This window comes from Streptomyces sp. HUAS TT7, assembly GCF_051550175.1.
GTDB lineage: Bacteria > Actinomycetota > Actinomycetes > Streptomycetales > Streptomycetaceae > Streptomyces.
Window position 1 is genome coordinate 8,693,312 of sequence record NZ_CP196175.1, and the last position, 21,066, is coordinate 8,714,377.

Genomic DNA, 21,066 nt, shown 5'->3' on the forward strand with positions numbered 1-21,066 from the left:
CCTTCTGGTGGCTTCGTAGCAGCGATCGGGCCCGATGCATCCCGTGTCAGCGAGGCGCACACGGCGGCACACGAGGGCCGGGCCCGGGTTCCCAACAGGAAGCCCGGGCCCGGCCCTTCGGCATGCGCTGTTACCAGCGCATGCCGAGTGCGTCGAGTTCCGCGCGCCGCTCGGGTGTGTCGTCCCAGTGGGTTTGAGCTGACGGTTGTGTTGGCGGAGTTGTGACCTGCGGTGCTGCAAATTTTGGGACGGGTTGGTTCGGGGCTTGGGGCTGTTGTTTTCTGGGTTTCTCAGTGGGGCTGGGGCTTTGACCTGGTGTGCTGTAGAAATTGGGATTGCTCCACAGCGGTTGGGATTTCTTGGGGTGTTGTAGCGGGGTGTGGGTTGCGTGTGGTGGTTCGGGATCGCGGCCGAGGGCCGGACCGCGCCCGCGATCGCGTCGGTCGTGGAGAGGCACGTGGTCACGGTGCGCAAGGCCCTGCACCGGTTCCTCGACGGAGGGTTCGAGGTGCTGGCGGATGCACCGCGTCCGGGGCGTCCGCCGCGCTGGAAGCGCGAGGACCTGCACGCGCTGGAGGAGATGCTGGACGATTCCGCGGCCCGGGGCGTTACCTGGACGTTGCCGGCGCTGGCCGAGTGGCTGCGCCGCGAGCGCGGAGTCGGGCTGCATTCGTCCTGGTTGTCGGTGCTGCTGCACCGGGACGGCTTCCGCTGGAAACGTACTCGCGACAGCATCCGGCATCAGGCCGACCCGGCCCTCCAGGCCGCCGCGTGGAAGCGGCTGGAGGGTCTGCGGCTGTGCGGCTGAGGTCCAAGGCCGGTGTGGAGGACCTGCACTACCTGGACGAGTGCGGGTTCTCCCCGACCCTGCCGACCGGATACACCTGGGTCCGCACCGGCACCCGGGTGGTGGTGAAGCGCGAGGACACCAGGAACCGGCGGGTCGTGCTCGGCGCGCTGAACGGCACCGGCTCGGAACCCGAGCTGCTGTGGACCGCCGTCGAGCACAAGATTGATGCGGCGATGGTGCTCGGCTTCGTCTGTGCCCAGATAGCGCGCCTGCCCGGCGGGGCGGACCGGCTCGGCAGTCCGCCGCCCGGCTGGAAGCGTCCCCGGCCCTGCACCCTCGCGCTGGACAATGCCTCCATCCACCACGCCGACGTTTTCAAGGGACGGCGCGAGGAGTTGGCCGCCATCGGGGTCCACCTGTTCTACCCACCGCCCAGATCGCCTAAGCTGAACCGCATCGAACGGATCTGGCGCTCGGTCAAATACCAGGACTTGCCCGTCCGTGCCCTACACCACCACCCATGAACTCCGCGCCGCCGTCGACCGCGCGCTCACGCGGCGCGCTGCCACGATGGCACCAGCCGCATCCCCCACACGAGACCGCTCAGCTGTATGTGATGCGCTCGACCTCGATCAGATGGGCGGCGCCGATGCGGCCGTCCTCCAAGGAGAGCAGCCAGGGCAGCAGTTGGGGTGTGGCGTGGAACTCGTCGTAGAAGCCGAGATGGAGGTCGGCGAGTTCGCCCTCGAAGAGCCAGTGGTCGAGCGCATCGGCCAGGTGCAGGTCTGACGCCTCGGTGCGGGTCTCGGTCCAGGCGGCCAGCCAGGGGGCGAGGGTACCCGTAGTGACCGAAAGCGTCTCCAGTATGGAAGCGATGTCTCCGGTGCTCGGGTGGGTGTGCAGAGCTGAGCGCCACCAGGCATCCCACAGCTCCTCCAGAGCCATGCCTTCCGGTGCGGGCCAGGTGCGCCAGTCGGCGGCGAGGAGCCGGGAGGCGACCATTGCGTGGTCGAGCTGGTCAGCCGTCAGAAGACGCACGATCCGGGGTGTCAGCCGGCGGTACAGGCCGGGGAAGTCGTCCCAGTGGTCGGGCGTCTTGTACGCGACGGAGAAGAGCAGTTCCTCCGGCACCCGGTGCACGCGGCCGGCCAGGGCTTCGAGGCCGGCCGCGGTGTAGCAGTGGGTGCAGCCGCCCACGGGAACGAACAGTTTGGACAGTGGCGCGAAGGCAGTGTCCAGGCCGTCGAGTGCATTCTGGAACCGCTGGTGTGGGTCGATCATGAGGGGCCTGACAGGACTCCGTCCGGACACGCCGGAGGAGAGAGCGACGCTACCACGGGCATGGCTCCACACAACTGCCGGACGGCTGCGTCCCCAAGCCGCACAACAAATATCCAAGATCGCTTAGACTCATGTTTGGCAACCTGAGCATGAAGGGCCCCAGCGGCAACGCGAACGAGTAAAGAGGCAGCAGTGCCCCGGGAGTTCCCGCCCAGTTGGCGCTGGTCGTCGCAGACCGTCGGCTCCGGGGTGGGCATCGGTTGCCGCAGGTGTCGAGCATCTCGCCGAACGCCGTCTTCTCCGCCTCGGTGATGTTCAGCTCGTAGATGTCTTCACGTCGATCCAGGCGCGGGAGTAGGTGCACCAGTGCGTCTTCAGTGGGGGCTTCCACAGGTCTGGGGTCTGGTCGCCTCTGGACCGGTTGGAGGCGGCGGAGACGGCGATGAGCTGGGAGTGCACCAGGTCGTTGGTGAAGGCCTTGCGCTTGGCGGTGTCCCACTGGTCGGCGCCGGCCCGCCACCCGGCGGCCAGCGGCACCATGTGGTCGATGTCGATCTGGCCGGAGGTGGTCGGTGTCTTGCCGTCGTACTCGCTGTACCAAGTCCCGGACACGGCACGGCACTTGGCGTCCTGGACCACGTTCTGCCCGTCGCGCTGCAGGATGGCTTCGCGGGTGTCGCGCTCGCCGTACTGGCTGGCTCAGTGGGGGAACTTGGCCCGGCTGTAGCCGGTCATCGGGTGCGGGGCCTCGATGTTCAGGTCGCTGAGTGCGTTGCGGGCGACTTCGGCGGGAGGCGGTTCCGGCAGGGCTCGCCGCAGCGCCGGGGCGAGCTGTGACGTGGCCGCGGCGGTTGTGGCAGATGCCGGAGCGGCGGGTACGAGGACGGCGGAGAGACCGACCAGGGTGATGGCGGCGCGCAGCCACCGGCGAGAAGTGATCGTGCGACAAGAGGTAGCGGCTCGTGTCCGCGTGCAAGGTCGCGTACAGCTCTATTCCACCCGTATGAGGGGTGCGGCCTCCATGCCGGCTGACTCCCTGGGCCGTTGCGGACAAGCTCTGAGCGCCCCCGGGAACTGACGGCACGTCTGATGCCCGCCTTTCGGAGCGAACGGCGGGTGTCGGCGCAGGAACTGCTGTCAGCGGCCGAGTTGCTGGCGGCAGGCGCGGACGACCGACGGGCCGAGGCGGATGCTCTGCGCCGAGGAGCAGACGGCACCGGGGTCGTACTCGGGGCGGGGCTGTGGGTGGGCCCGGTGAGGGGGTGCGGAGTGCCGGGAGGTGCTCCGGCTCCGGTTGTGGTGGGTAGGAGCGGCCGCAGGCCGCGGGCGGTCACGACCCGGCAGTTCCGGCGGCTCTACGCTGCCGGCCGGGGTGGGGAGTCACACCATTCCGAACGGTCGAATCGTCACCCCGGGCACGGCCGAACAGGGCCGTTCGGCAGGACCGTGTGACGGGCTCAAAGGGTCGGTCTTACATTGGCCTTGCACCCCTGAGGGGTGTCCTCGTCGTTACCACGGCTGTTTGGTGACGGTCTCCACCGCGCCGTTGATGACGTACACCCATCCCTCGTCGTGGAACTTCTCGTCCCGCCACGCGGTGAATGCGTGCGCGACTCGGTCCGCGCCCTTCTTCGTCTCCGCGTCCACGTTGGGTGCTTCGAGGTGGGGGTCGTAGTCCGTGAGGACGTTCGCCTCCCTGTCGCCGCCCGGGCAGTCGCGGAGCTTGGCGTCCTTGACGTGCTCGGTGAGCCCGGTAGCCCCCGACAGCTTCAAGTAGTCGCGGAACTCCGCCAGTACAGATTTCCAGGGGCCGGCCCCACTCGGCTTGGTCTCATCGCAGGTACCGGGCCCTCCGGAGGGCTGCGGCTGCGCTGTCGCCGAGCGGGATTGGGCCGGGTGACCGCCATTGCCGCCGTCACAGGCGGCCAGCGTCACCAGACACACCAGAGCGGCGCCCGGCAGAGTAAGCCTTCAGCTGTGCATGACTGTCCAATCAGAACGTGTGCCACGGTGCCCGGACGTTTCGCCCGGGCACCGCGTGCGCTACTTCTTGGGGGTGACGAGCGGGTTGTCCTTGCCCAGGCCCTTCTCGTCGCCGTCGGTGTAGAGGGACAGCTCGCCGTCCGACCAGCACACGACCAGGTCCCAGCCGTCGTTGCCCGTGTAGTCCCCGGAGCCGATCTCGACCGCGTGCTTCCATGTCTCCGCCTGGGGGGGCTTGGGCGTCACGGCGATGATCTGTCGGCCGAGCGTCGTTCCCGTGTTCTGGTAGATGGTCATCTCGCCGTCGGTCCAGCGGACCACGAGGTCGTCCACCTTGCCGTTGCCGCCGAAGCGGCCGACGGTCATCGCGGTAGCGTGCTTCCAGGTCTCGTCCGGCTCCGGCTTGTGCAGCCGCACCTCGCCGTGGAAGCCCTCCTCGGCCACCGACGGGTACAGCGTCACCTCACCGTCGGTCCAGCGCACGATCAGGTCCGAGCCGCTGTCCCCGGCGAACCGGAGGATCCTCGACCAGCTCGCCGCGCTGGAGTGCGTGCACGACAACATTGCCCGGTTCGGCGGGGATCCGGACAACGTCACCAACGCCTCTCCCTCAGCCTTGACCGGCAGAACTACCGCCTCACTGCTGGCCCCGGGCCATCACCTCAGCGGATCCGCACCCACTTCCATTCGCGGGGCCGACGGAGTGATGCATGGGCGAGCCGACGTCACTTTCCGTAGCTGATCATCATGATCATACGATGCACTCCTCGACGGGTTTGGGACTCCAACAGGTGTGGCCGGGCAAGGGCATGCAGGCCCATCGACTCGGACACGGAACGAAGGCTCCACCATGACCAGGACTCCCCGGCGCCGCGGCCTCAATGAGCGAGCGCGTCGCCACCTGGCGACCTCGCTCACGTCCTCGGCTCTCCCAGCAGCCGCCCTCCTGGCCTCCCCTGGCAGCGTCCAGGCCGCACAACAAGACGGCATACCCACTGGCGCAGGGGCCCATGGCGAAGCACCAGGACCGACTGAAGGTCAGAGAGGGTGCCGGTCGGGGCAGTCCCGCAGGGGAACCCCACCGCCCCGCAGCGGCACGCCGGTTCCTATGAGCCTGGGGCCAGAGCCCGTCAGGCCGGGCGGGCCGGGCAGGCTCGGCCGGCGGCACGCTGCTGCCCGTCACCGTGCCAGAGCAGGGCCCCGGCATACCCCAGCGGCCACGGCAGACCGGCGACGAACTCCCCGACTGGCTGCCCTGGACCACCGGACTCCTCCTCGCGGGCGGCGCCGCCCTCATGTACGCGGCACGCCATCGCTCCAGCTGACACCGCCCGGACCCGAACGGTCCCAGATCGAAGAAGGCAGGACAGTGCAGACGAACACCACGCCCCCCACACTCCGGCACAGACGGTGTGGGTCCCAAGCCATGGCGCTGGCCATCGCGGTGCTCGCCTCTCACGGTCACCTCCTCCGCCCTGACCGCGCCGTCACGCGCAGTCGAAGAACCGCCCGCACCCGCCGCCCGCATCGACGAGGGCAACGGCCAAGCGAAGGGTGCCAGGGGCATCCACGCTTCGGCTACGCCGCAGGGGTCGTGCCACACGTACAGCTGCACCGCGGTCGGAGAGAACCCCACGAGGCCGGTCAAGGTCTGCCCCCTCACCGGCAAGGCCACAGACATCAGGAGCTCGTACGCGGCCCCCATCGACCGGACCACCCCCGAACCGGTCCTCACCGACGCACGGTTCGACCCGGGCAATGGCTCCTGGGACGACTGGGCGGCCCACCCCAAGGACGGCCTGCTGTACATCCCGGACGGCTCCGCCCCCAGCCGTGTGGACGACTTCAACCGCACGAGCAAGCCGCAGCATCTGGCCTAGAACCGGTTTCAGGGCCTGTACTACCACTCGGCGTTCTTCGACGAGATCGGCAACTTCTACATCACCGACCCGCAGGGCAAGGTCTACCAGCGGGACCTGACGGCTTCCACCGTCCGGGCTCCGATCACCGGCGACCGGGTGCCCGAAGCGAAGACTCCCATCGGCGTCATCGCGGGCGCGGGCAACGGCGAGGTCGTCGACGCCGCGGAATGAGTGGTCACCACAAGAGCTCCGGCGACGCCCCGGACCCGTACCACTCCACCTCCGACGGCGCCGGGCCCTACTCCGATGTGGACGAAGACTTCCACCTCGGCAAGAGCAAGACCGTCGAATCCGACGCCCATCGCCCCATCGACGCCGACGGCAAGCCCGCCCACTACAACGGCCTTGGCGACCGGGTCTAGCGTTCACCGCACTGCCCGTCATCGACGCCCGATCCGCCGGTACGAGGGCGCCGTGAACGCGCCGCTGCCCACCGGCGAGTAAGAAGGCGGGCGAGGCCGAGGACTACCCGGTCAAGGCCGAACGCGCCCGAGGCCGACCTGGACCTGACGAAGACCTCCTCCTGAAACTCCGTGACCGGACGGCCTGTTCCCCTCGCGGGCGGCCCGGTCCGGATCACGACCGTCGATGTCCCCGGACAGCGGCCGTACCCACCCACGCCACGGCGTCGAGGGCACCGCCGGGCCTCCCGACAGGCGCCCGAACAGCCGTGGCACGACCGAGGAAGAACAGAAACCCACATGACGACGACCAAGAGACGGTGGCACCCGCTGCCAGTCACGGTGGTGGCCGCGCTCGCCTGCGCAGTGCTGTGGTGCGCCGCACCCGCCGTCCTCGCCGAGACAGCAGGCCTCCCCTCTCCCACCAGGCACGGCGCCGACCTGTCCATGACGGCCACGACAGCACTCAACGGCCTGCGCGCGCAGAACCCCGTCCCCCCGGGCGGCACCGTCACCTACACCCTCAAGGCCACGAACATCGGCCCGTCCGTCGCCAAGAATGCCAAGGTCATCGATACCCTCCCCACCGGAATGACCTTCGTCTCCTCCACGGACGGCTGCACCGCGGCAGGCCAGAAGGTCACCTGCGGCCCGGTGGGCCAACTGGCCGTCGGAGCGAGCAAGACATGGACACTCCAGGCCCGCATCGCCTCCAGCTACACCGGGGGCGGCAAGGACCTCAAGAACAACGCGGTCATCTCCTCGGACACGGACGACCCCCGGACCACGAACAACACCGCCTCCGCCGCGCTGCCCGGCGACGGCACCGTCGGCAAGGCCACCGCCGACCTCACTACGAAGTTGGTGGCGGTGAGCCCGGAGAAGGTCGCGCCGGGTGAGGAGTTCGAGTACACCGTCACCACGCAGAACGCCGGGCCCTCGGACGCCGTCAAGGTCGTCGCCACCGACACCCTGCCCACACCCCTCACCTTCGTCTCGTCGAAGGACGGATGCACCGCGAAGGGCCGGACCGTCACCTGTACGACCGACACCATCAAGAACACCGCCGCCAAGGCCTGGACGTTCAAGGTCAAGCTCGACCCGGCCTACACCGGCGACGGCAAGGACCTGAAGAACACCGCTTCCTCCAGCTGCGGGACCGAAGACCCCAACCCCGGCAACAACGAATCCACACCCGCCGACCCGCCCGGCGGCGGCGTCGCCGGACCCAAGGCCGACCTGGAGGTGACCAAGACCTCCTCCTGAACACCTCCGACCAGCGGGTCCAGCGCCCAGGCACTGGACCCGCCCGGGCCTCGTCCGCCGCGCATCACGAGTCGCGGTCCCGGGCAACGCGGCCCGCAGCGCGGGGAAGCCCCGACGGCACTGCAGCCGACCTTCACGCTTGGCGCCTGGCCCCTCGGTTTTCATGCCACCGGTCGCCGACCTGTATGGCATTGGGCAAGGCACGGCGGACGGCTTCGGCGTAGACGGGTGATCACGAGGGCGTCGGCCGGGAAGCGGATGCGAGCAGGCCCTTGGCGACCGCTGCGTCCCTGACTTCCTGATACAGCGTGGTGAGGGCCCTGCTCGCCTCTAGGCGGGGCAGTTGGAGGCGGTCCAGCGCCCCGGCGTCCGCGCCGACGTCCTGCCATCCCTGACCCGTGAGGTAGCGCATCAGCGCGGGGTTGAGCCTGTCCACACCCCGCACGAGCCGGGCCTCGGGCGTGCTGCCTGCCTCGTGCTCGTGCCACAGTTCCAGGAACAGGCACCTCTTGAGCATTTTCTCCAGGTTCAGCGTGTGCTCGTACTCCCGCTCGAACTCGCGGTGCAGGACCCAGCAGACCAACGCCAGATGCCACGAGTGCTCGGCCACGCTCTCCTTGCGCTCTGGGGTGGCGTTGTTGTGCCGTTCCACCTCCCGAAGCCGGGGGCCCGGCAGGGTAGGCGGCAGGCCCGGGCGAGGGGGGCACGTCCTATATCAGCGGTCAGCGAGGCCCGGTTCCGCGCGGCGGTCCGGGAAGGCCACGGCTGACGAGCTGCGCGCGCGAAGGCCCCGGCTCCGCCGTTTCCGGCGGGAACCAGGGCCATCAGCTGTGCGGGTGTGCTGTGCTTGCGTCAGGCGGCCAGCGAGTGCCGCTCCGACACGTCCGTTGCGAGCATCAGGTTGACCACCGCGACGACGCTCTCCAGCAGGGCCTGGGTACCGAGGACCAGTTGCTCGTCCGGAGTGTGCTCCAGGTTCGAGTGGCTGTAGCCGCCCGTACTCGGGACGAAGATCATGGCCGTCGGGACCTTCGTGCTCATCACGCTGGCATCGTGCCCGGCGTAGCTCAGCATCCGCTCGAAACGCTCGGAGTTGCGGACGCACACCTGCTCCACCGCGTCGACGAGCCGCGTGTCGAACTCTGCGACGGGCTTCGCCGACGTCGTGCGCAGCTCTGCCGTGCACTTCTCCTCACCGGCGATCCGCTGCAACTCCTCGGTCAGCAGCGCCTCGATGCCGTCGAGGGCCTTCTCCGAGCCCGCACGTACCTCCACCTGCACGGTGGCCCTGCCCGGCACCACGTTCGGCGCGTTCGGCTCCATGGCGATGGAGCCCACATTGCCGATCGAGGTGCGGTCGACGGTCTGGCACACGTCCCGCACCAGTGCTCCGAAGCGCGTCGCCACCCGCCCCGCGTCGGCACGCAGCTCGAACGGTGTGGTGCCCGCGTGGTTCTCCTGGCCGTTGACCTCGACGATGTAGCGGCGCACCCCGACGATGCCGGTCACAGCGCTCAGGTCCAGATCGGCGCGCTCCATGCGCGGGCCCTGCTCGACGTGCAGTTCGAGGTAGCCCAGCAGCTCCTTTATGTGGGGGTTGTTGCTCAGAGCCGTCGAGCCGACGAGACCGCCGTTCGACTGGAGGGTAACGCCCTCCTCGTCGTAGAACGCGACTGTCTCCAGGTAGTCGGCGGCCGGGTGGCTCGCCTCGTGCAGGGTGCGCAGGACCTCCATGGCCGCGATCACTCCGTACGCACCGTCGAGGTGACCGCCGCCCGGGACGGTGTCGGCGTGCGAGCCGATGAGCAGCCAGGGCCCGTCGCTCTCGGCACGGCGGCTGAATACATTGCCGATCTCGTCGCGCCAGGTGTGGAGCCCGGAGACCCGCATCGTCTTGTCGATCCAGTCACGCCCGGCCAGGTCGGCGGCGGAGCCGGCCACCCGGTACAGGCTTCCCTTGGGGTCGGCACCGATCTGGCCGAGGTGGGTGATGTCGGACAGCAGGCGCTCGGCGTTGATGGTCGGGAAAGACATGGCGGTATTCCTGATCCTTGTTCGTTGAGCGGAAATTGCGAAGTTGAGATACGCCGCGGTGGGCGTTCGACGGCAGCGGGACGTGCTGTTGTGCGCGCCGTCCCGGACGGTCTGGGGTCTGGGGTCTGGGAGAGATCAGGCCGTCGTGGAGCGTGGGCCCGGCCCGGTGGCCGGGAGTTCCTGCCCGTTGGTTCCGGTTGACGCGGCGCGCTGGGCCGTGGCACCCGAGCCCAGGGCGATGCCCACGATGATGAGACCCATGCAGGCGACCTGGATCGGTGTCGTCGGCTCGCCGAGGGCAAAGAAGGAGACGACGGCGACGAACACGGGCTGCAGGTAGTAGATGAATCCGGCGCGGGTGGCGCCGATCAGATCGATGGCCTTGTTCCAGGTGAAATATGCGACGGCCGACGAGCACACCCCGATGTAGAGGAGCGCTCCGACGGTCCCGCCACTCGGCGTGAAACCGCCCTGGGTGCTGAGGCTGACCGCGTAAACGGGCGCCAGCATGAGCGTGCCGAGGACGAACGTGGTGAAGAGGAACGCGAGCCCCGTCAGCCCCTGCGGCTTGCGGCGCACCATCGCGCTGTACCCGGCGAACGTCGCCGTGGCCACCAGCATCAACAGGTCGCCCGTGGAGAACTGCAGACCGAGCAGCACCGAGAGCGAGCCCTTGCTGACGAGCGCGATCACCCCCAGGAGCGCGATGACCAGACCTGCGGCACGCCGCCGTGAGACGCGTTCACCGCCGGTGAGCACGCCGAACCCCACGATCATCGCGGGCGACGTGGCGGCGATGAGTGCCAGGTTGGTGGCCGAAGTGCTGCGGCCCGCCTGGTAGATGAGGGTGTTGAACAGCGTCACCCCGAGCAGGGCCGCGAGGGTGAGGAAGCCCAGGTGCTTGCGTATGAGAGCCCGCTGCCGCCACGTCTGCGCGGCGGCCAGCGGCGCCACCGCCAGCATCGCGATCGTCCACCGCCAGAACGCGGTCTGGATTGGGGGGACGGTCTCGTGCAGGGCGCGTGCAATGACGAAGTTGCCCGACCAGATGAGCGTGGCCGCCGTGGCCAGGATCGGCCCCAGCCACAACGCGAGCGATCGCTTCGCGGACCGGGACCCGGACTGCGCCGGGGCGATGGACGGCGTGCCGGCGGAATCCGTCTCGGCGGCTTTCGTATCGAGGGCCACGGTGGTTCTCGTTCCTGATCGAGGGGGCAGAAAGTACGGTCGAAGGCGGGAGTCCTGCGGACGGTGATCGCGGGGCCGCCGCGACGGAGGAACCGCCGGGAGCAGCCGCTCGCGCCGCCATCCGGAGCGCTTTCGACGACTGAAGACTCCACGGCGCCGCTCCCGATCCGTTACCGCCTCGCTCCCGCACCGGGACCGCACGGTGCCCGGGCGGCGGGAGCGCGACAGGAACGCCTCCGTGGCTCACCGAACTTCTCCCAGGAAGCCCTGGCTTTCGGGCTGGGGGAATGGGGCCTTGGACCGGAGCCGCGAAGCGGAGGAGTTCAACTGTGCCCGCCAGGGACAAGAACTCCGCCCGCGTGAGGCTCGTCCGGGCTGGTCTCAAACCCGGCTAGTGCTGATCTTGTAAGACCCGCCCCCTGCCAGGAGCCAGGCAAAGTGAGCTGGGAATCCCCGCCCTCCGCTTCAGGGTCGGGAGGTTTCAACAGCCAAGACGGCCCTGTACCGCCTCGCAGGCAACCCCCTATGATCGCGGACGAGCCTCTGACCAGGACTTTGTCAGGGGGGGAACGGGGGACACGATGACTGCGTACGACGGCGGGGGACCGCGCTTCAACGTCCTTGGTCCGCTTGAGGGCTGGGCGGACGGAAAGCGTCTGCGTCTGGGGGGAGCGATCCACGAGCGCGTACTCGCCGGACTGCTTCTGGAAGCGGGCCGCACGGTTCCCGTGACCCGTCTCGTCGAGGCCGCGTGGAACGACGACCCGCCGGCGACCGCCGCCCATCAAGTACGCAAGGCCGTCGCCGAGCTGCGCCGACGCATACCGGACGGCGGCGATGTGGTCGTCACCGATGGCCCCGGTTACCGGGTGGTCCTCGGCGAGGGGCAGCTGGACCTCACGGAGTTCACCGCCGGGGTGCGCCGGGCCGGCCACGCCACCGAAGAGGGACGGCCCGGCCGGGCCGCCGACGAACTGCGCCGGGCCCTCGACCTGTGGCGTGGGCCCGCCCTGTCGGGCACGGGCAGCGACCTCCTCGCATCCGTTGCGACCACACTGGAGGAGCGCCGCGTCGCCGCCGCCGAGCAGCTCGCGGAGCTGCGCCTGGCGGCCGGTGAGACCGGCGATCTGGTGGCCGACCTGCGCGACCTGGTCGCACAGCACCCCCTGCGGGAGACCTTGCGCGGTCACCTCATGCTCGCCCTGTACCGCGGCGGCCGGCAGGCCGAGGCCCTGGAGGAGTACGGCAAGGTCCGTGACCTCCTCGTCGAGGAACTCGGCATCGACCCCAGCTCCCGGCTGAGCGGCCTGTACGAGGCGATCCTGCGTGCGGCGCCCGAACTGCGGGCACCGCAGCCACAGCCCGCACCCCGGCAGGCCGATGAGCCCGCCGAGCACCCCGTGCCCGAGGCGGCCGGGACAGCGGAGCGACGGGATGCCCCGGAACAACCCGATACGCCCAAGGCGCCGTGCACCCTGCCCTACGGCCTCGCGGACTTCACCGGCCGCGAACGTGAACTCACCGCACTCCTCGCCGCCATGACCGGCCCCGGCGAACCGGACCGCACCAGCGCCATCGTGGCGATCGACGGCATGGGCGGCAGCGGCAAGACCTCCCTCGCCGTACACGCCGCCCACAAGGTCGCCGCCGACTTCCCCGACGGCCAACTCCACATCGACCTGCGCGGATTCACCCCCGGCGAGACCCCGGTGACGCCGGCTGCCGCGTTCGACGGGCTGCTCCGTGCGCTCGGCACGCCTGGTGACCACATCCCCGACGACGTCGCGGGCCGCACCGCGCTGTGGCGCTCCACGCTCGCAGGCCGTCGCGTGCTGCTCCTGCTCGACAACGCCGTCGACGCGGCACAGGTCCTGCCGCTGCTGCCCGCCTCACCGGGCTGCCTGGTGCTGGTCACCAGTCGCGAACGCCTCGTCGACCTCGACGGCGCCGAATGGATCTCGGTGGGACCCATGTCGCCCGAGGACGGGGCCCTGCTCCTTGAGGAGGTGCTCGGCCGAGCCCGCGTCGCCGCCGAACCGCAGGCCGCCGAGGAACTTGTGCAGCTGTGCGGCCGGCTTCCGCTCGCCCTGCGCATCGTCGCCGCGCGGCTGCGCAACAGGCCGCGCTGGACGGTGAGTTACCTCGTGGACCGGCTGCGCGACGAGACGCACCGCCTGGAGGAACTGAGCGCGGGCGAACGCAGCGTCGCCGCCACCCTCCAGCTGTCGTACCAGGCCATGGAGGAGGAGCACCGCGCGGCGTTCCGCGTCCTTGGCCTGCATCCCGGCGCGGACATCGACGCGTACGCCGCCGCCGCGCTCCTGGACACCGACCCGCGCGGCGCCGAAACGGTCCTCGAACGGCTCCTCGACGTCCATTTCCTGCAGCAGCCCGACATCGGCCTGTACCGCTTCCACGATCTCGTACGGACCTTCGCGCAGGACCAGAGCCGGCCCGCCACCCAACACGACGACGCCGCAGCCGTCCGCCGGCTGCTCGACTACTACCTGACGGCGACCGAGGCAGCCTGCACGTGCCTGTTCCCGAGCCGCAACCAGCGCCCCACCCAACTCCCGCCCTATGGAGGGGAGTTGCCCCGCTTTACCGACATGGAACGCACCCGGCGCTGGTTCGACCACGAGCACACGAGCCTCGTCGCGTCCGTGTCCCTCGCCGACCGCCACGGCCTCGACCGGCACACCGTCAGCCTCACCCGCAACATCGTCTTCCGGCTCAACGCCCTCGGACGCTTCGAGGAATTCAAGGACCTCAGCCAGATCGCCGCCACCGCCGCCCGACGCACCGAGGACCTGGCCGTGCTCGGCGTCACCCTCTCCAATCTCAGCGTGGCCTGCTGGAAACTCGGCCACCTCGAAGAGGGCATCCAGGCCGCCACCGAAGGCCGTGACATCGCGGCCCAACTCGGCGACCAGCTCACCGAGGCGCACGGCGAGTCCACGATCGGGCTGCTGCTCACGGTCCTCGGCCGGCATGCCGAGGCGCTGCCCCACCTGGAGCGCGCCCTCTGCCTGGAGCAGGCTCTGCAGGCGCCGCGCGCCCAGGCCGAGACCCTCACGAACCTCAGCACCCTGTACGCCCAGTGGGGCAGATACGACGAAGCGGCCGCCATGGCCCGTGCCGCACTCACGGTCCACGACGGCCTCGACTACCGCGACAGCCATGTCATGGCACTCACCGACCTGGCGTTCGCCCAGGTCGGCCTCGGTGCCCACGAGGAAGCCCGCGACTGCCTGCGCCGGGCCCGGGAGCGCTGCCACCCGTCGAGCCCACCGGGCGACGTCGCGCTCGCCCTCGCACTGTCCGCCCAAGTAGAGGACCGGTTCGGCGGCACCGCCGCGGCGCAGTTCGCGGATGAAGCCCTGCGGCTGGCCCGCTCGTGCGGCACTCCCACCCGGCAGGCCAAGGTCGAGAACCTCATCGGGCGGTTCCGCGCACAGCGCGGCGACCACGAGCGGGCGGCTCTGCTGCACCGCCACGCGCACGAGCTCGCGGCGGCGATCCACTACCGGGCCGAGGAAGCCTGCGCGCTGTACGGCATGGCCCAGGCCGCCGAGGCCTCGGGGGACGCGGCTGCGGCGGTGAGCCATCGGGAGGCCGCCGAGGCGCTGAGCGCCTTCATGGGGCGCACCGCACCGCTCACCTGCTGACCGGCAGCGCCTGGGCGACCACGGTGGGGCCCTTGCTGTCGGCCAGCACCGAGGTCGGGCCCTTGCTGTCCGCGAGCACCGGGGCGGCGGAACCCGTCGAGGCCGCACCGGCGACGCCGAGTCCCAGGGCGAGGACGGCCGCCGCGAAGACGCCGACGAACGTGGTGAGGGAGCTGCGCATGGTGTCGTCCTTCAGGTGAGGGATGGTGCGGGGTCGCTGTGACATCCCTGATGTTCGTGCGGCACCTTCCCGAACCGATCCCGCTCCGTTCCCGGCGGATTCCCAGGCCTTCCGCGCGGGCCCCTCGGGAAGCGGGAACCCATGCCGAGGGAGTTCGCCCCGCGTCCACCACGGTCAGTTCGACAACAGCCACGGCCCGCGCGGCGAGCGTCCCGCAAGCACACCCAGCACGTCCACGACGATGTCCCGCCCGGCACCGTTCCCGGCCGTCGGCGGGACCGACCCCCCGGCCACCTCCACGTCCGCGATACGCGGCCCCACCGGGGCCAGCACCACACGCGTCCGTACGAAACCGAACTCCAGCCCCACGAGGTCGAGCAGCGCCCGCACGGCGCTCCGGGCCGCCACCAACCGCCCGGCAGGCGAGGCTTCCATACCGGGCCCAACCACCCTGCCGGATACGGCACTCACCCCGATCATCTCGTGCATCCCCGCATGGCTGAACGTCTCCACCACCACCTCGGGCCCGGCAAGGTGCTCCTCCACGACGCAGGGCATACGGGGCGGCCGCTGTGCCCACGCCTCCAGCTGGGCCCTGCCCCCGATGACCTCGCCCGGGCCCCGTCCCGTCCCGTTCTTGATGGCGAATGGGTACGGGAACCCTTCGGACCAGGCCAGGGCAGCCGTCACCGACGAGACCCGCACGGCACGCACGACAGACACTCCGCCCTGACTGAGCACCCGCCGCCGTACAGCCGGATCGGTGAGTCCCTCAAGGGCCCTGCCGTGCCCCGGGTGAAGCTCCAACAGGGCCAGCCCGACGGCGAGTCGGGGGCCGGGCAGATCCCCGAAGTACAGGATCTCCGTGATGCCGAAGGCACGCGCGGTTTCGACCAGCAGGGTGCGCAGGGCGCCGACGTCATCGGCGTCGCCCGCCAACTGCCTTTCGGCGGCCACCCCTTGGACCGCCACGCCCTGATGGGCGGACCTCACCAGCCACGCATCCAGCCCCAGGGCCGCGACTGCCTTCAGCACCCGTGCTTCCGGCAGCACGAGCAGCACCCGCCGCACGTTCCCGTTCATCGCGCTCTCCTCCCAGCACAAGACATGCCAGGAAGGTGTCGCCCTCCCTTCCCGTCGCCGTCCCGCCCGGATCCCGCGCCGACGCAATGTGCCCGACGAGCCGCGGCAGAACAGGAGGCTTGCCGTGCGCGATCACCGAATACCGGGCGCAGCCCTCTTCGGGGCAGCCCTTGCTCGCCTTCGCGGCCCCGGTGGCCGTCGCCGCCACCCCCCACAGGGGCCCTCCGCCACCGTGAACCCCACGACGGCGAAGCCCGGACAGAGCGTCACCTTGACCCTGCGCAACTGCAAGAACCCCAGTCAGGGAGGCCGCGCCGAAGGCGCCGTGATGGGCAAGGGGGCCACCGCGAGAAGCCCCATCGAGGCCACTGACCTCAAACCTGGCCCCAAGGGAACGCTCGTGGGAACCGCCACGATCTCGTCCGGCGCGCGGCCCGGCAAGGCGGACATCAACTTCGCCTGCGCATCGAAGCCCGACGCCGTGGTCACGGTGTCCAACACCGTCCGTTCCGCGACGCGCACGTCCGTGACACCCAGCACAAGTCGCCGTCGGCGCCGTCATGCCATCAGTCGACGAAGCACTGACCAACTGCCGCTCGTTATCCCGCGCCAGGCCGCCGTAAGGGCCGTCCCCGTCGACCGGTATCCCTTGGCGGACTGTCTACGGGTTCTTTGAGCGATGCTTACCGCGCCGAGCCCGCGCATCGCACCGGATGCCCCGACCACTGGCGCCGGATCGGCACCGGACCGTAAGAAGGCGTGAGCCGGGGCCAGCACGGTGGAGTGGGGGAGGGGCCCGTGGCGGCCGCCACCGCGAGTGGCTGTGGCATGCCCCGCTCCTGCCGGCCTCTCGTGTGGCGTTCCGGCGGGCTGGACTTCCACCCCCGCGGGGAGCGGGGGGATCTGCCACCGGGCGCTGCCGGCGGCGGGCCATCCGGGGAAGAACGGCCTCTGGGGGCTGGTCTGTGCGGCTGGGTGTCTTGTGCCGCTGTTGAGCTGTTCGGCGGCCTAGTGCTCTGACCGCGCAGGTCGCCGGGTGCACGCACGGATCACAGCTCACGGCCCACCAACCTGCAGCTCCTGACCTGGCCTTCTTCCGCACCGGGATGAACGGGGGGGGACCGAGGGCCTGGCCTTTGGCCATCGCTCCTGCGGCGGCCGGCAGCACCGGTCCGCCGACAGGTCCGGGGCGTGGGCAGCCACCACGCGAGCGGCTGAGGCCGCGGCTCCCGATCGGATTCGCCCCAGAGCCGGATGCCCCGGCCACAGGGCATAACCGGAGGCCCCCGGCGTCTCGTCGCTTCGGGCTCAGCCACCCAAGGGGCGATATGCCGAGTTGATACGGTCGAGAGCCCACCCTCCGCCGCCAGGGCGGCAGTTCAGCGCGGTGTCGGCTGTGCGCGACGCGTTGGTTCCGGTATTGAAGTTGGCATTGGGGCTGTTGGGCAGGAGGCCCATGTAGTACTGCCCGCTCGAAGTCCACACGCACTGGTGCAGGTTGAGGTACCGGTTGTCGGCCAGGTCGAACGACTCGACGGCGGAGTTGGCCAGGAGTAGCCGCCAGCCGGCTCCACCAGGGCCACAGTTGAGCTTCGTGTCGGCTGTGTTGGAGACGTTGGTGCCGGTGTTGAAGTTGACGTTCGGGGTGTTCGGGAGCACGGCTGTGTAGTGCTGCCCCGGAGAGAAGTACACGCACTGATGCACGTTCAGGTACCGACCAGCGGTGAGGTCGAAGGCCTTCACGGCGGAGTTGGCGGGCGCCGGCCTCCAACCCCCGCCCCCCGGCCCGCAGGAGAGCACACTGTCTGGCGTGTTGGAGACGTTCGTACCCGTGTTGAAGGCGGTGTTCGCCGTGTTCGGTAGCACGTTCGTGTAGTGCCCGCCGCTGCCGACGTAGACGCACTGGTGGAGGTTCAGGTAGCGCTCGGCCGGCCGTGTCCCTGGCTGCTCTGCCACAGCGGTGCTTCCCAGGGGCAAGCTGATGGCTCCTGCAACTGCTGCCGCGACAACGGAAAACCTGCGCATGGCACGCCCCTCCCGAAACGACGCCGCCCATCTGGGCATGTACTCACCAAGCTACTGATGCGAAGCCCAGAGGAGTACGCGAGTGCCAAGAGGTACCCCGTATGGCCTAGTTGCGTTGGTCGCGAACGAGCGCCGGGTCGGTTGATCAAGTTGCCGTGTGGTGGGGTCGGCCCCAGCGGTGCTGGTGTTCGGATCGGATGCGGGCGCGTTCGCGGCGCTGGGCTTCCAGCACGCTGGGGTGTCGGCGGTGTTGGTTGCGCCAGCGCAGGTAGGCGTGCAGGTCACGGGCGAGTGCGGGGTGGTTGGGCGGGTCGCTGTTGCCGAGGACGAAGCCGCGCAGCGGCCCGAAGTGCTCAATGGGGTTGGCCCAGGATGCCTGGGGCGGGGTGAAGCATGGCTCGGTCCTGTGCTCGGTCCCGGTGCGGATGGTCTGGGTCTTGTTGCCGGGCCAGTTGTCGAGGATGACGTAGAGGGGGGCGCCGTCGAGGCGGGCGGCGCGGATGCTCTTGAGCGCAGCCAGGGTGCGGCTGCGCATGGTGGAGCTCTGGGCGGCGCCAGCGCGCGGCACACCTCCCGCGTACCGCGCAGGCGCAGGCCGAGCGGGGTGTGGTGATGTTCACCGGGTCGAGTTCACGTCCCCGTGTCGATTGGCTCTCGTGTGCTGCGCGTTTGGCCAGGTGACACTGCCCGCATGCACCTGGCCGCGGGCTCACCGATCACATATGCAGGACTGGTTGCATTCCAGCAAAGGAAAAGGACCTGTGCACGACAGCCAAGACAACGCCAGAGTGGCTGGCGCCCGGAACGGGCGCACTCCGGTCAATAAGCCCGCAGCCGGAGGCGGGACACCACCCCAAGGCCCCCTCGCGCTTCAGGCAAGCGCGGGCAACGCCGCTGTCGTCCAGTTGCTGCGTCAGGCTGGCCACTCCTGGGCCCAGGAGCAGCACCAGCATTCGGCTGGGTGCGGGCACCAGCAGACCAGGCAGCCCGCGCATGCGGTGCAGCGGTCCGCTGTCCACGAGGTCCTGCGTGCCCCCGGACGGCCGATGGACGACGCCACGCGCACCGACATGGAAGCACGCTTGGGCGCGGTGACAGTCCGGGCCTGGTGGTCTCGGTCCGCGCGAGCGGGGCTTGGAAGCCTGGGAGTTCGTGAGGTCTGCCACGGTGACGAGCCTACGACCCGGCACCCGTCGCCGGGTGTCTGACGGCAGTGCACACCTCGTGCGAGTGCTGATCGCCCTGGTCCCCACGCTGGGGTCGGGCTCATTCGCGTCTGTACGGAAGTCCGGGGCCTCTGGCACAACTTCCGCGGACCCGTGACAGCGGTTGCCGGTGTCACGGATGAGGATTCGTCCGGGGTGGACGATGTCTCTACCTTGAGTCGGAGCGGGACGGCGCGCAGTCCCGCAGGTTGCGGTGCCGTGGCAGAGCGGACCATTGCGATCGACGTGGGGGAGGTCCCTCTCACGGCGATTGACGGAGACGGGGCGGACCCCGACGGTTCAGCAGGCGAGTTCCGAAACGGTCTCAGAACCGCGACCACCGTCGAACCTTCCGCAGCCTGACGGCCGGCTGCGGAAGGTTTTCGCCTCGGGGTCACTACGGGGTCACCTGCCTCGGTGCCCGGCTGGTGGCTGGGGCGCCGAGGCAGGTGGTGGCTTTTACTTGCTGAAGGCGTTGTTGTTGCAGCCCATGCTGGAGCCCATGGAGGTCTGCTGCGAGCTCGGGTTGCCTTCGCCGTTGAGTGCGTTGCCCAGCAGGGCGTTGAGGATGCCGACTTGGCCGAGGATGTTGAGGTTCAGGTCGTGCGACTTGCAGGTGGTGCTCTGTCCGATGTTGAAGCGGTCGCCGCGCTTCCCGTGCCCCCCGTCGTGTGCCTGGGCTGTGCCGGCGGCCAGCATTCCGAGGCTGCTGAGGGCAGCGACCAGCACGGCGGCCTTGCGAAGCTTGTGCATGTCATCTCCGGTGGAGAAAAGTGGACGCGATCTGCGACAGATCGACTTCGTGTAGTTGCAGAGGTAATACGTCGTATTCCTCAAGCGCCTGGCGGCGCGCCGAATTCGGGGAATCCTCACCGCCTTGGTCGGCACGCCAGGCAGTGGGCCGGGCCGGAATCGGCGGTGAACCACAGCACGAGGAGGGCGCACGGCAATTGCGGCCGTCGGATTCCGCAGGGCCCGCCAGGCAACGGGCCGTCAGGTCACCGCTGGTGTCACCCAGTCCGGCTACCCCACAAAAGCTCCGAGCCGCTGCGCAGACCCGCCTCGGCCTCCTGCACCGGGTGGCTGTTGGGGGCCGGAGGAAAGGCGTGTCGTGTCGCGAGGGCGGGTGAGGCGTCCGGCCTCCGCACGCGGGCCAACCGGCCCTATGGGTGGGTCCCTTTCGGCGGCTGGCCGACAGCAGGCGCCGGGAGGACGGTGGATCCGGGCTCGAAGAGCAAGCCGGGCGTATCTCCCTCCCACGCCGACCGGCCGGGCAAGCCTTCCTGCTGGAAAGGGTGTTGTCCCGAACCGGCCCCGTGCGGACCGGAACGCCCTGGAGAAGCCTTTGCGGCGCCGCGAAGGCGAGTCCGCGCCGGCCCGGCCTGGATCGGCGGAATGCACCTCCGCCCTGCGACGAGGCTGGCGTCTGCGCCGACCGGGAGTGGGGCGGTGACGATCGGGCGGATGCGCGTCGGACTTCTCGCGTTCCGGGGGGACTTCTCGCGTTCCGGTGGGGTGGGATGCCCGGTCTGACGCGCGGTGACCGCTGATGCACCGGGACGCATCGGGAGGCCCGGCGGTCCCACTCGAATGGTGTGTGTGGGCGAAGTGCTGCGAGCAGCCGGGTAGTTGTGGTCACCGAGGTGGGGGTGGCGGGTAGTCGGCGGCCGTGCTCGTCCGGCTCACTCACCGCTTCCGGCGGTCGGTCTGTTTGTGGCCGAGGGCCGGTGGGTGGTCGCCAGCCTCGCGGCGGTCGTACGCCGTCGGTGCGCTGGTGCCCGAAGTCGCCCCCGCTTACTTGGCGGATGATGAGGCCGCAGGTAGTCGCGTGCCGCCTCGCCGGCAACCGGGTCCCGCTCGCCGCGGTCGTCTACCACGACGACATGTATGTGGACGCCGGGCTCTCCCTGCGCACCGCGCGCGACATCGGCGCCACCCGAGTCTGGGTCACCAATGAATGGGAGCATGACGGAATCACCGCGTCCGGAGGCCGTGTCCTGGCCCGCATCATGGACATGGCCGCAGGCCGCGTGTAGCCC

At 69.8% G+C, this 21,066-nt stretch carries 20 protein-coding genes and 2 pseudogenes; 10 read left to right on the forward strand and 12 right to left on the reverse strand.

Going from position 1 to position 21,066, the window contains the following annotated elements; genetic code table 11:
- The first annotated feature begins 388 nt into the window (after positions 1-388).
- On the forward strand, positions 389-808 hold the full coding sequence (locus tag ACSHXC_RS39530; RefSeq protein ID WP_438296158.1) for a helix-turn-helix domain-containing protein: 420 nt from the start codon (positions 389-391) through the stop codon (positions 806-808).
- Positions 799-1,314, forward strand: coding sequence for a transposase (locus ACSHXC_RS39535; RefSeq protein WP_438296159.1), 516 nt, complete (start codon positions 799-801; stop codon positions 1,312-1,314). Before ACSHXC_RS39530 ends, ACSHXC_RS39535 begins: the two co-directional genes overlap by 10 nt.
- 79 nt (positions 1,315-1,393) lie before the next feature.
- On the opposite strand, the gene ACSHXC_RS39540 is transcribed toward ACSHXC_RS39535, so the two are convergent.
- The 4 genes from ACSHXC_RS39540 to ACSHXC_RS39555 all read right to left on the reverse strand — a co-directional run bounded on the left by ACSHXC_RS39540 (position 1,394) and on the right by ACSHXC_RS39555 (position 4,651).
- On the reverse strand, positions 1,394-2,071 hold the full coding sequence (locus ACSHXC_RS39540) for a hypothetical protein (RefSeq protein WP_438296160.1): 678 nt from the start codon (positions 2,069-2,071) through the stop codon (positions 1,394-1,396).
- Positions 2,072-2,386: 315 nt separating this feature from the next.
- A complete protein-coding gene (locus ACSHXC_RS39545) occupies positions 2,387-2,683 on the reverse strand; it encodes a GmrSD restriction endonuclease domain-containing protein (protein WP_438296161.1) in 297 nt (98 codons plus the stop codon).
- An 897-nt stretch (positions 2,684-3,580) separates the two neighbouring features.
- Positions 3,581-3,844, reverse strand: a complete 264-nt coding sequence (locus tag ACSHXC_RS39550) for a hypothetical protein (RefSeq protein WP_438296162.1) — start codon at positions 3,842-3,844, stop codon at positions 3,581-3,583.
- A gap of 270 nt (positions 3,845-4,114) precedes the next feature.
- Positions 4,115-4,651, reverse strand: coding sequence for a hypothetical protein (locus ACSHXC_RS39555; protein WP_438297121.1), 537 nt, complete (start codon positions 4,649-4,651; stop codon positions 4,115-4,117).
- Here ACSHXC_RS39555 and ACSHXC_RS39560 point away from each other — a divergent pair.
- The 5 genes from ACSHXC_RS39560 to ACSHXC_RS39580 all read left to right on the forward strand — a co-directional run bounded on the left by ACSHXC_RS39560 (position 4,605) and on the right by ACSHXC_RS39580 (position 7,643).
- Positions 4,605-4,796, forward strand: a complete 192-nt coding sequence (locus tag ACSHXC_RS39560) for a hypothetical protein (RefSeq protein ID WP_438296163.1) — start codon at positions 4,605-4,607, stop codon at positions 4,794-4,796. The two genes, ACSHXC_RS39555 and ACSHXC_RS39560, sit on opposite strands and share 47 nt — an antisense overlap.
- A 442-nt stretch (positions 4,797-5,238) precedes the next feature.
- A complete protein-coding gene (locus ACSHXC_RS39565) occupies positions 5,239-5,379 on the forward strand; it encodes a hypothetical protein (RefSeq protein WP_438296164.1) in 141 nt (46 codons plus the stop codon).
- 87 nt (positions 5,380-5,466) lie between these two features.
- On the forward strand, positions 5,467-5,934 hold the full coding sequence (locus tag ACSHXC_RS39570; protein WP_438296165.1) for a hypothetical protein: 468 nt from the start codon (positions 5,467-5,469) through the stop codon (positions 5,932-5,934).
- A gap of 209 nt (positions 5,935-6,143) precedes the next feature.
- Positions 6,144-6,338, forward strand: coding sequence for a hypothetical protein (locus ACSHXC_RS39575; protein ID WP_438296166.1), 195 nt, complete (start codon positions 6,144-6,146; stop codon positions 6,336-6,338).
- Between the two features lie 339 nt (positions 6,339-6,677).
- Complete coding sequence (locus ACSHXC_RS39580) at positions 6,678-7,643, forward strand: hypothetical protein (RefSeq protein WP_438296167.1); 966 nt, start codon at positions 6,678-6,680, stop codon at positions 7,641-7,643.
- Positions 7,644-7,875: 232 nt separating this feature from the next.
- On the opposite strand, the gene ACSHXC_RS39585 is transcribed toward ACSHXC_RS39580, so the two are convergent.
- The 3 genes from ACSHXC_RS39585 to ACSHXC_RS39595 form a co-directional block, all read right to left on the reverse strand.
- Positions 7,876-8,253, reverse strand: coding sequence for an HD domain-containing protein (locus ACSHXC_RS39585; RefSeq protein WP_438296168.1), 378 nt, complete (start codon positions 8,251-8,253; stop codon positions 7,876-7,878).
- Positions 8,254-8,495: 242 nt separating this feature from the next.
- Positions 8,496-9,677, reverse strand: a complete 1,182-nt coding sequence (locus ACSHXC_RS39590; protein WP_438296169.1) for a M20/M25/M40 family metallo-hydrolase — start codon at positions 9,675-9,677, stop codon at positions 8,496-8,498.
- A gap of 135 nt (positions 9,678-9,812) precedes the next feature.
- A complete protein-coding gene (locus tag ACSHXC_RS39595) occupies positions 9,813-10,865 on the reverse strand; it encodes a DMT family transporter (protein WP_438296170.1) in 1,053 nt (350 codons plus the stop codon).
- A 581-nt stretch (positions 10,866-11,446) separates the two neighbouring features.
- On the opposite strand from ACSHXC_RS39595, the gene ACSHXC_RS39600 reads away from it, so the two are divergent.
- Complete coding sequence (locus ACSHXC_RS39600; RefSeq protein WP_438296171.1) at positions 11,447-14,533, forward strand: AfsR/SARP family transcriptional regulator; 3,087 nt, start codon at positions 11,447-11,449, stop codon at positions 14,531-14,533.
- Here the strand turns inward: ACSHXC_RS39600 and ACSHXC_RS39605 are convergent.
- Both ACSHXC_RS39605 and ACSHXC_RS39610 read right to left on the reverse strand, forming a co-directional pair.
- Positions 14,523-14,714 carry a hypothetical protein gene (locus tag ACSHXC_RS39605; protein ID WP_438296172.1) on the reverse strand — a complete coding sequence of 64 codons (192 nt, stop codon included), beginning with the start codon at positions 14,712-14,714 and terminating at the stop codon, positions 14,523-14,525. The two genes, ACSHXC_RS39600 and ACSHXC_RS39605, sit on opposite strands and share 11 nt — an antisense overlap.
- 174 nt (positions 14,715-14,888) lie before the next feature.
- Positions 14,889-15,797: a hypothetical protein gene (locus ACSHXC_RS39610; protein WP_438296173.1), complete on the reverse strand. Its 909-nt coding sequence runs from the start codon at positions 15,795-15,797 to the stop codon at positions 14,889-14,891.
- A gap of 232 nt (positions 15,798-16,029) precedes the next feature.
- On the opposite strand from ACSHXC_RS39610, the gene ACSHXC_RS39615 reads away from it, so the two are divergent.
- The gene (locus ACSHXC_RS39615) at positions 16,030-16,473 is read left to right on the forward strand and encodes a hypothetical protein (protein WP_438296174.1); all 444 of its coding nucleotides are present in this window, start codon (positions 16,030-16,032) and stop codon (positions 16,471-16,473) included.
- A gap of 632 nt (positions 16,474-17,105) precedes the next feature.
- On the opposite strand, the gene ACSHXC_RS39620 is transcribed toward ACSHXC_RS39615, so the two are convergent.
- The 3 genes and pseudogenes from ACSHXC_RS39620 to ACSHXC_RS39630 form a co-directional block, all read right to left on the reverse strand.
- On the reverse strand, positions 17,106-17,753 hold the full coding sequence (locus ACSHXC_RS39620) for a hypothetical protein (protein WP_438296175.1): 648 nt from the start codon (positions 17,751-17,753) through the stop codon (positions 17,106-17,108).
- A gap of 214 nt (positions 17,754-17,967) precedes the next feature.
- Positions 17,968-18,345: pseudogene (locus ACSHXC_RS39625) on the reverse strand (IS630 family transposase); the annotation flags it as partial.
- 1,141 nt (positions 18,346-19,486) lie between these two features.
- Positions 19,487-19,780, reverse strand: coding sequence for a hypothetical protein (locus ACSHXC_RS39630; protein WP_438296176.1), 294 nt, complete (start codon positions 19,778-19,780; stop codon positions 19,487-19,489).
- 1,079 nt (positions 19,781-20,859) lie between these two features.
- Between ACSHXC_RS39630 and ACSHXC_RS39635 the strand changes: the two are divergent.
- Positions 20,860-21,063: pseudogene (locus tag ACSHXC_RS39635) on the forward strand (alpha/beta fold hydrolase); the annotation flags it as partial.
- Positions 21,064-21,066 lie beyond the last annotated feature (3 nt).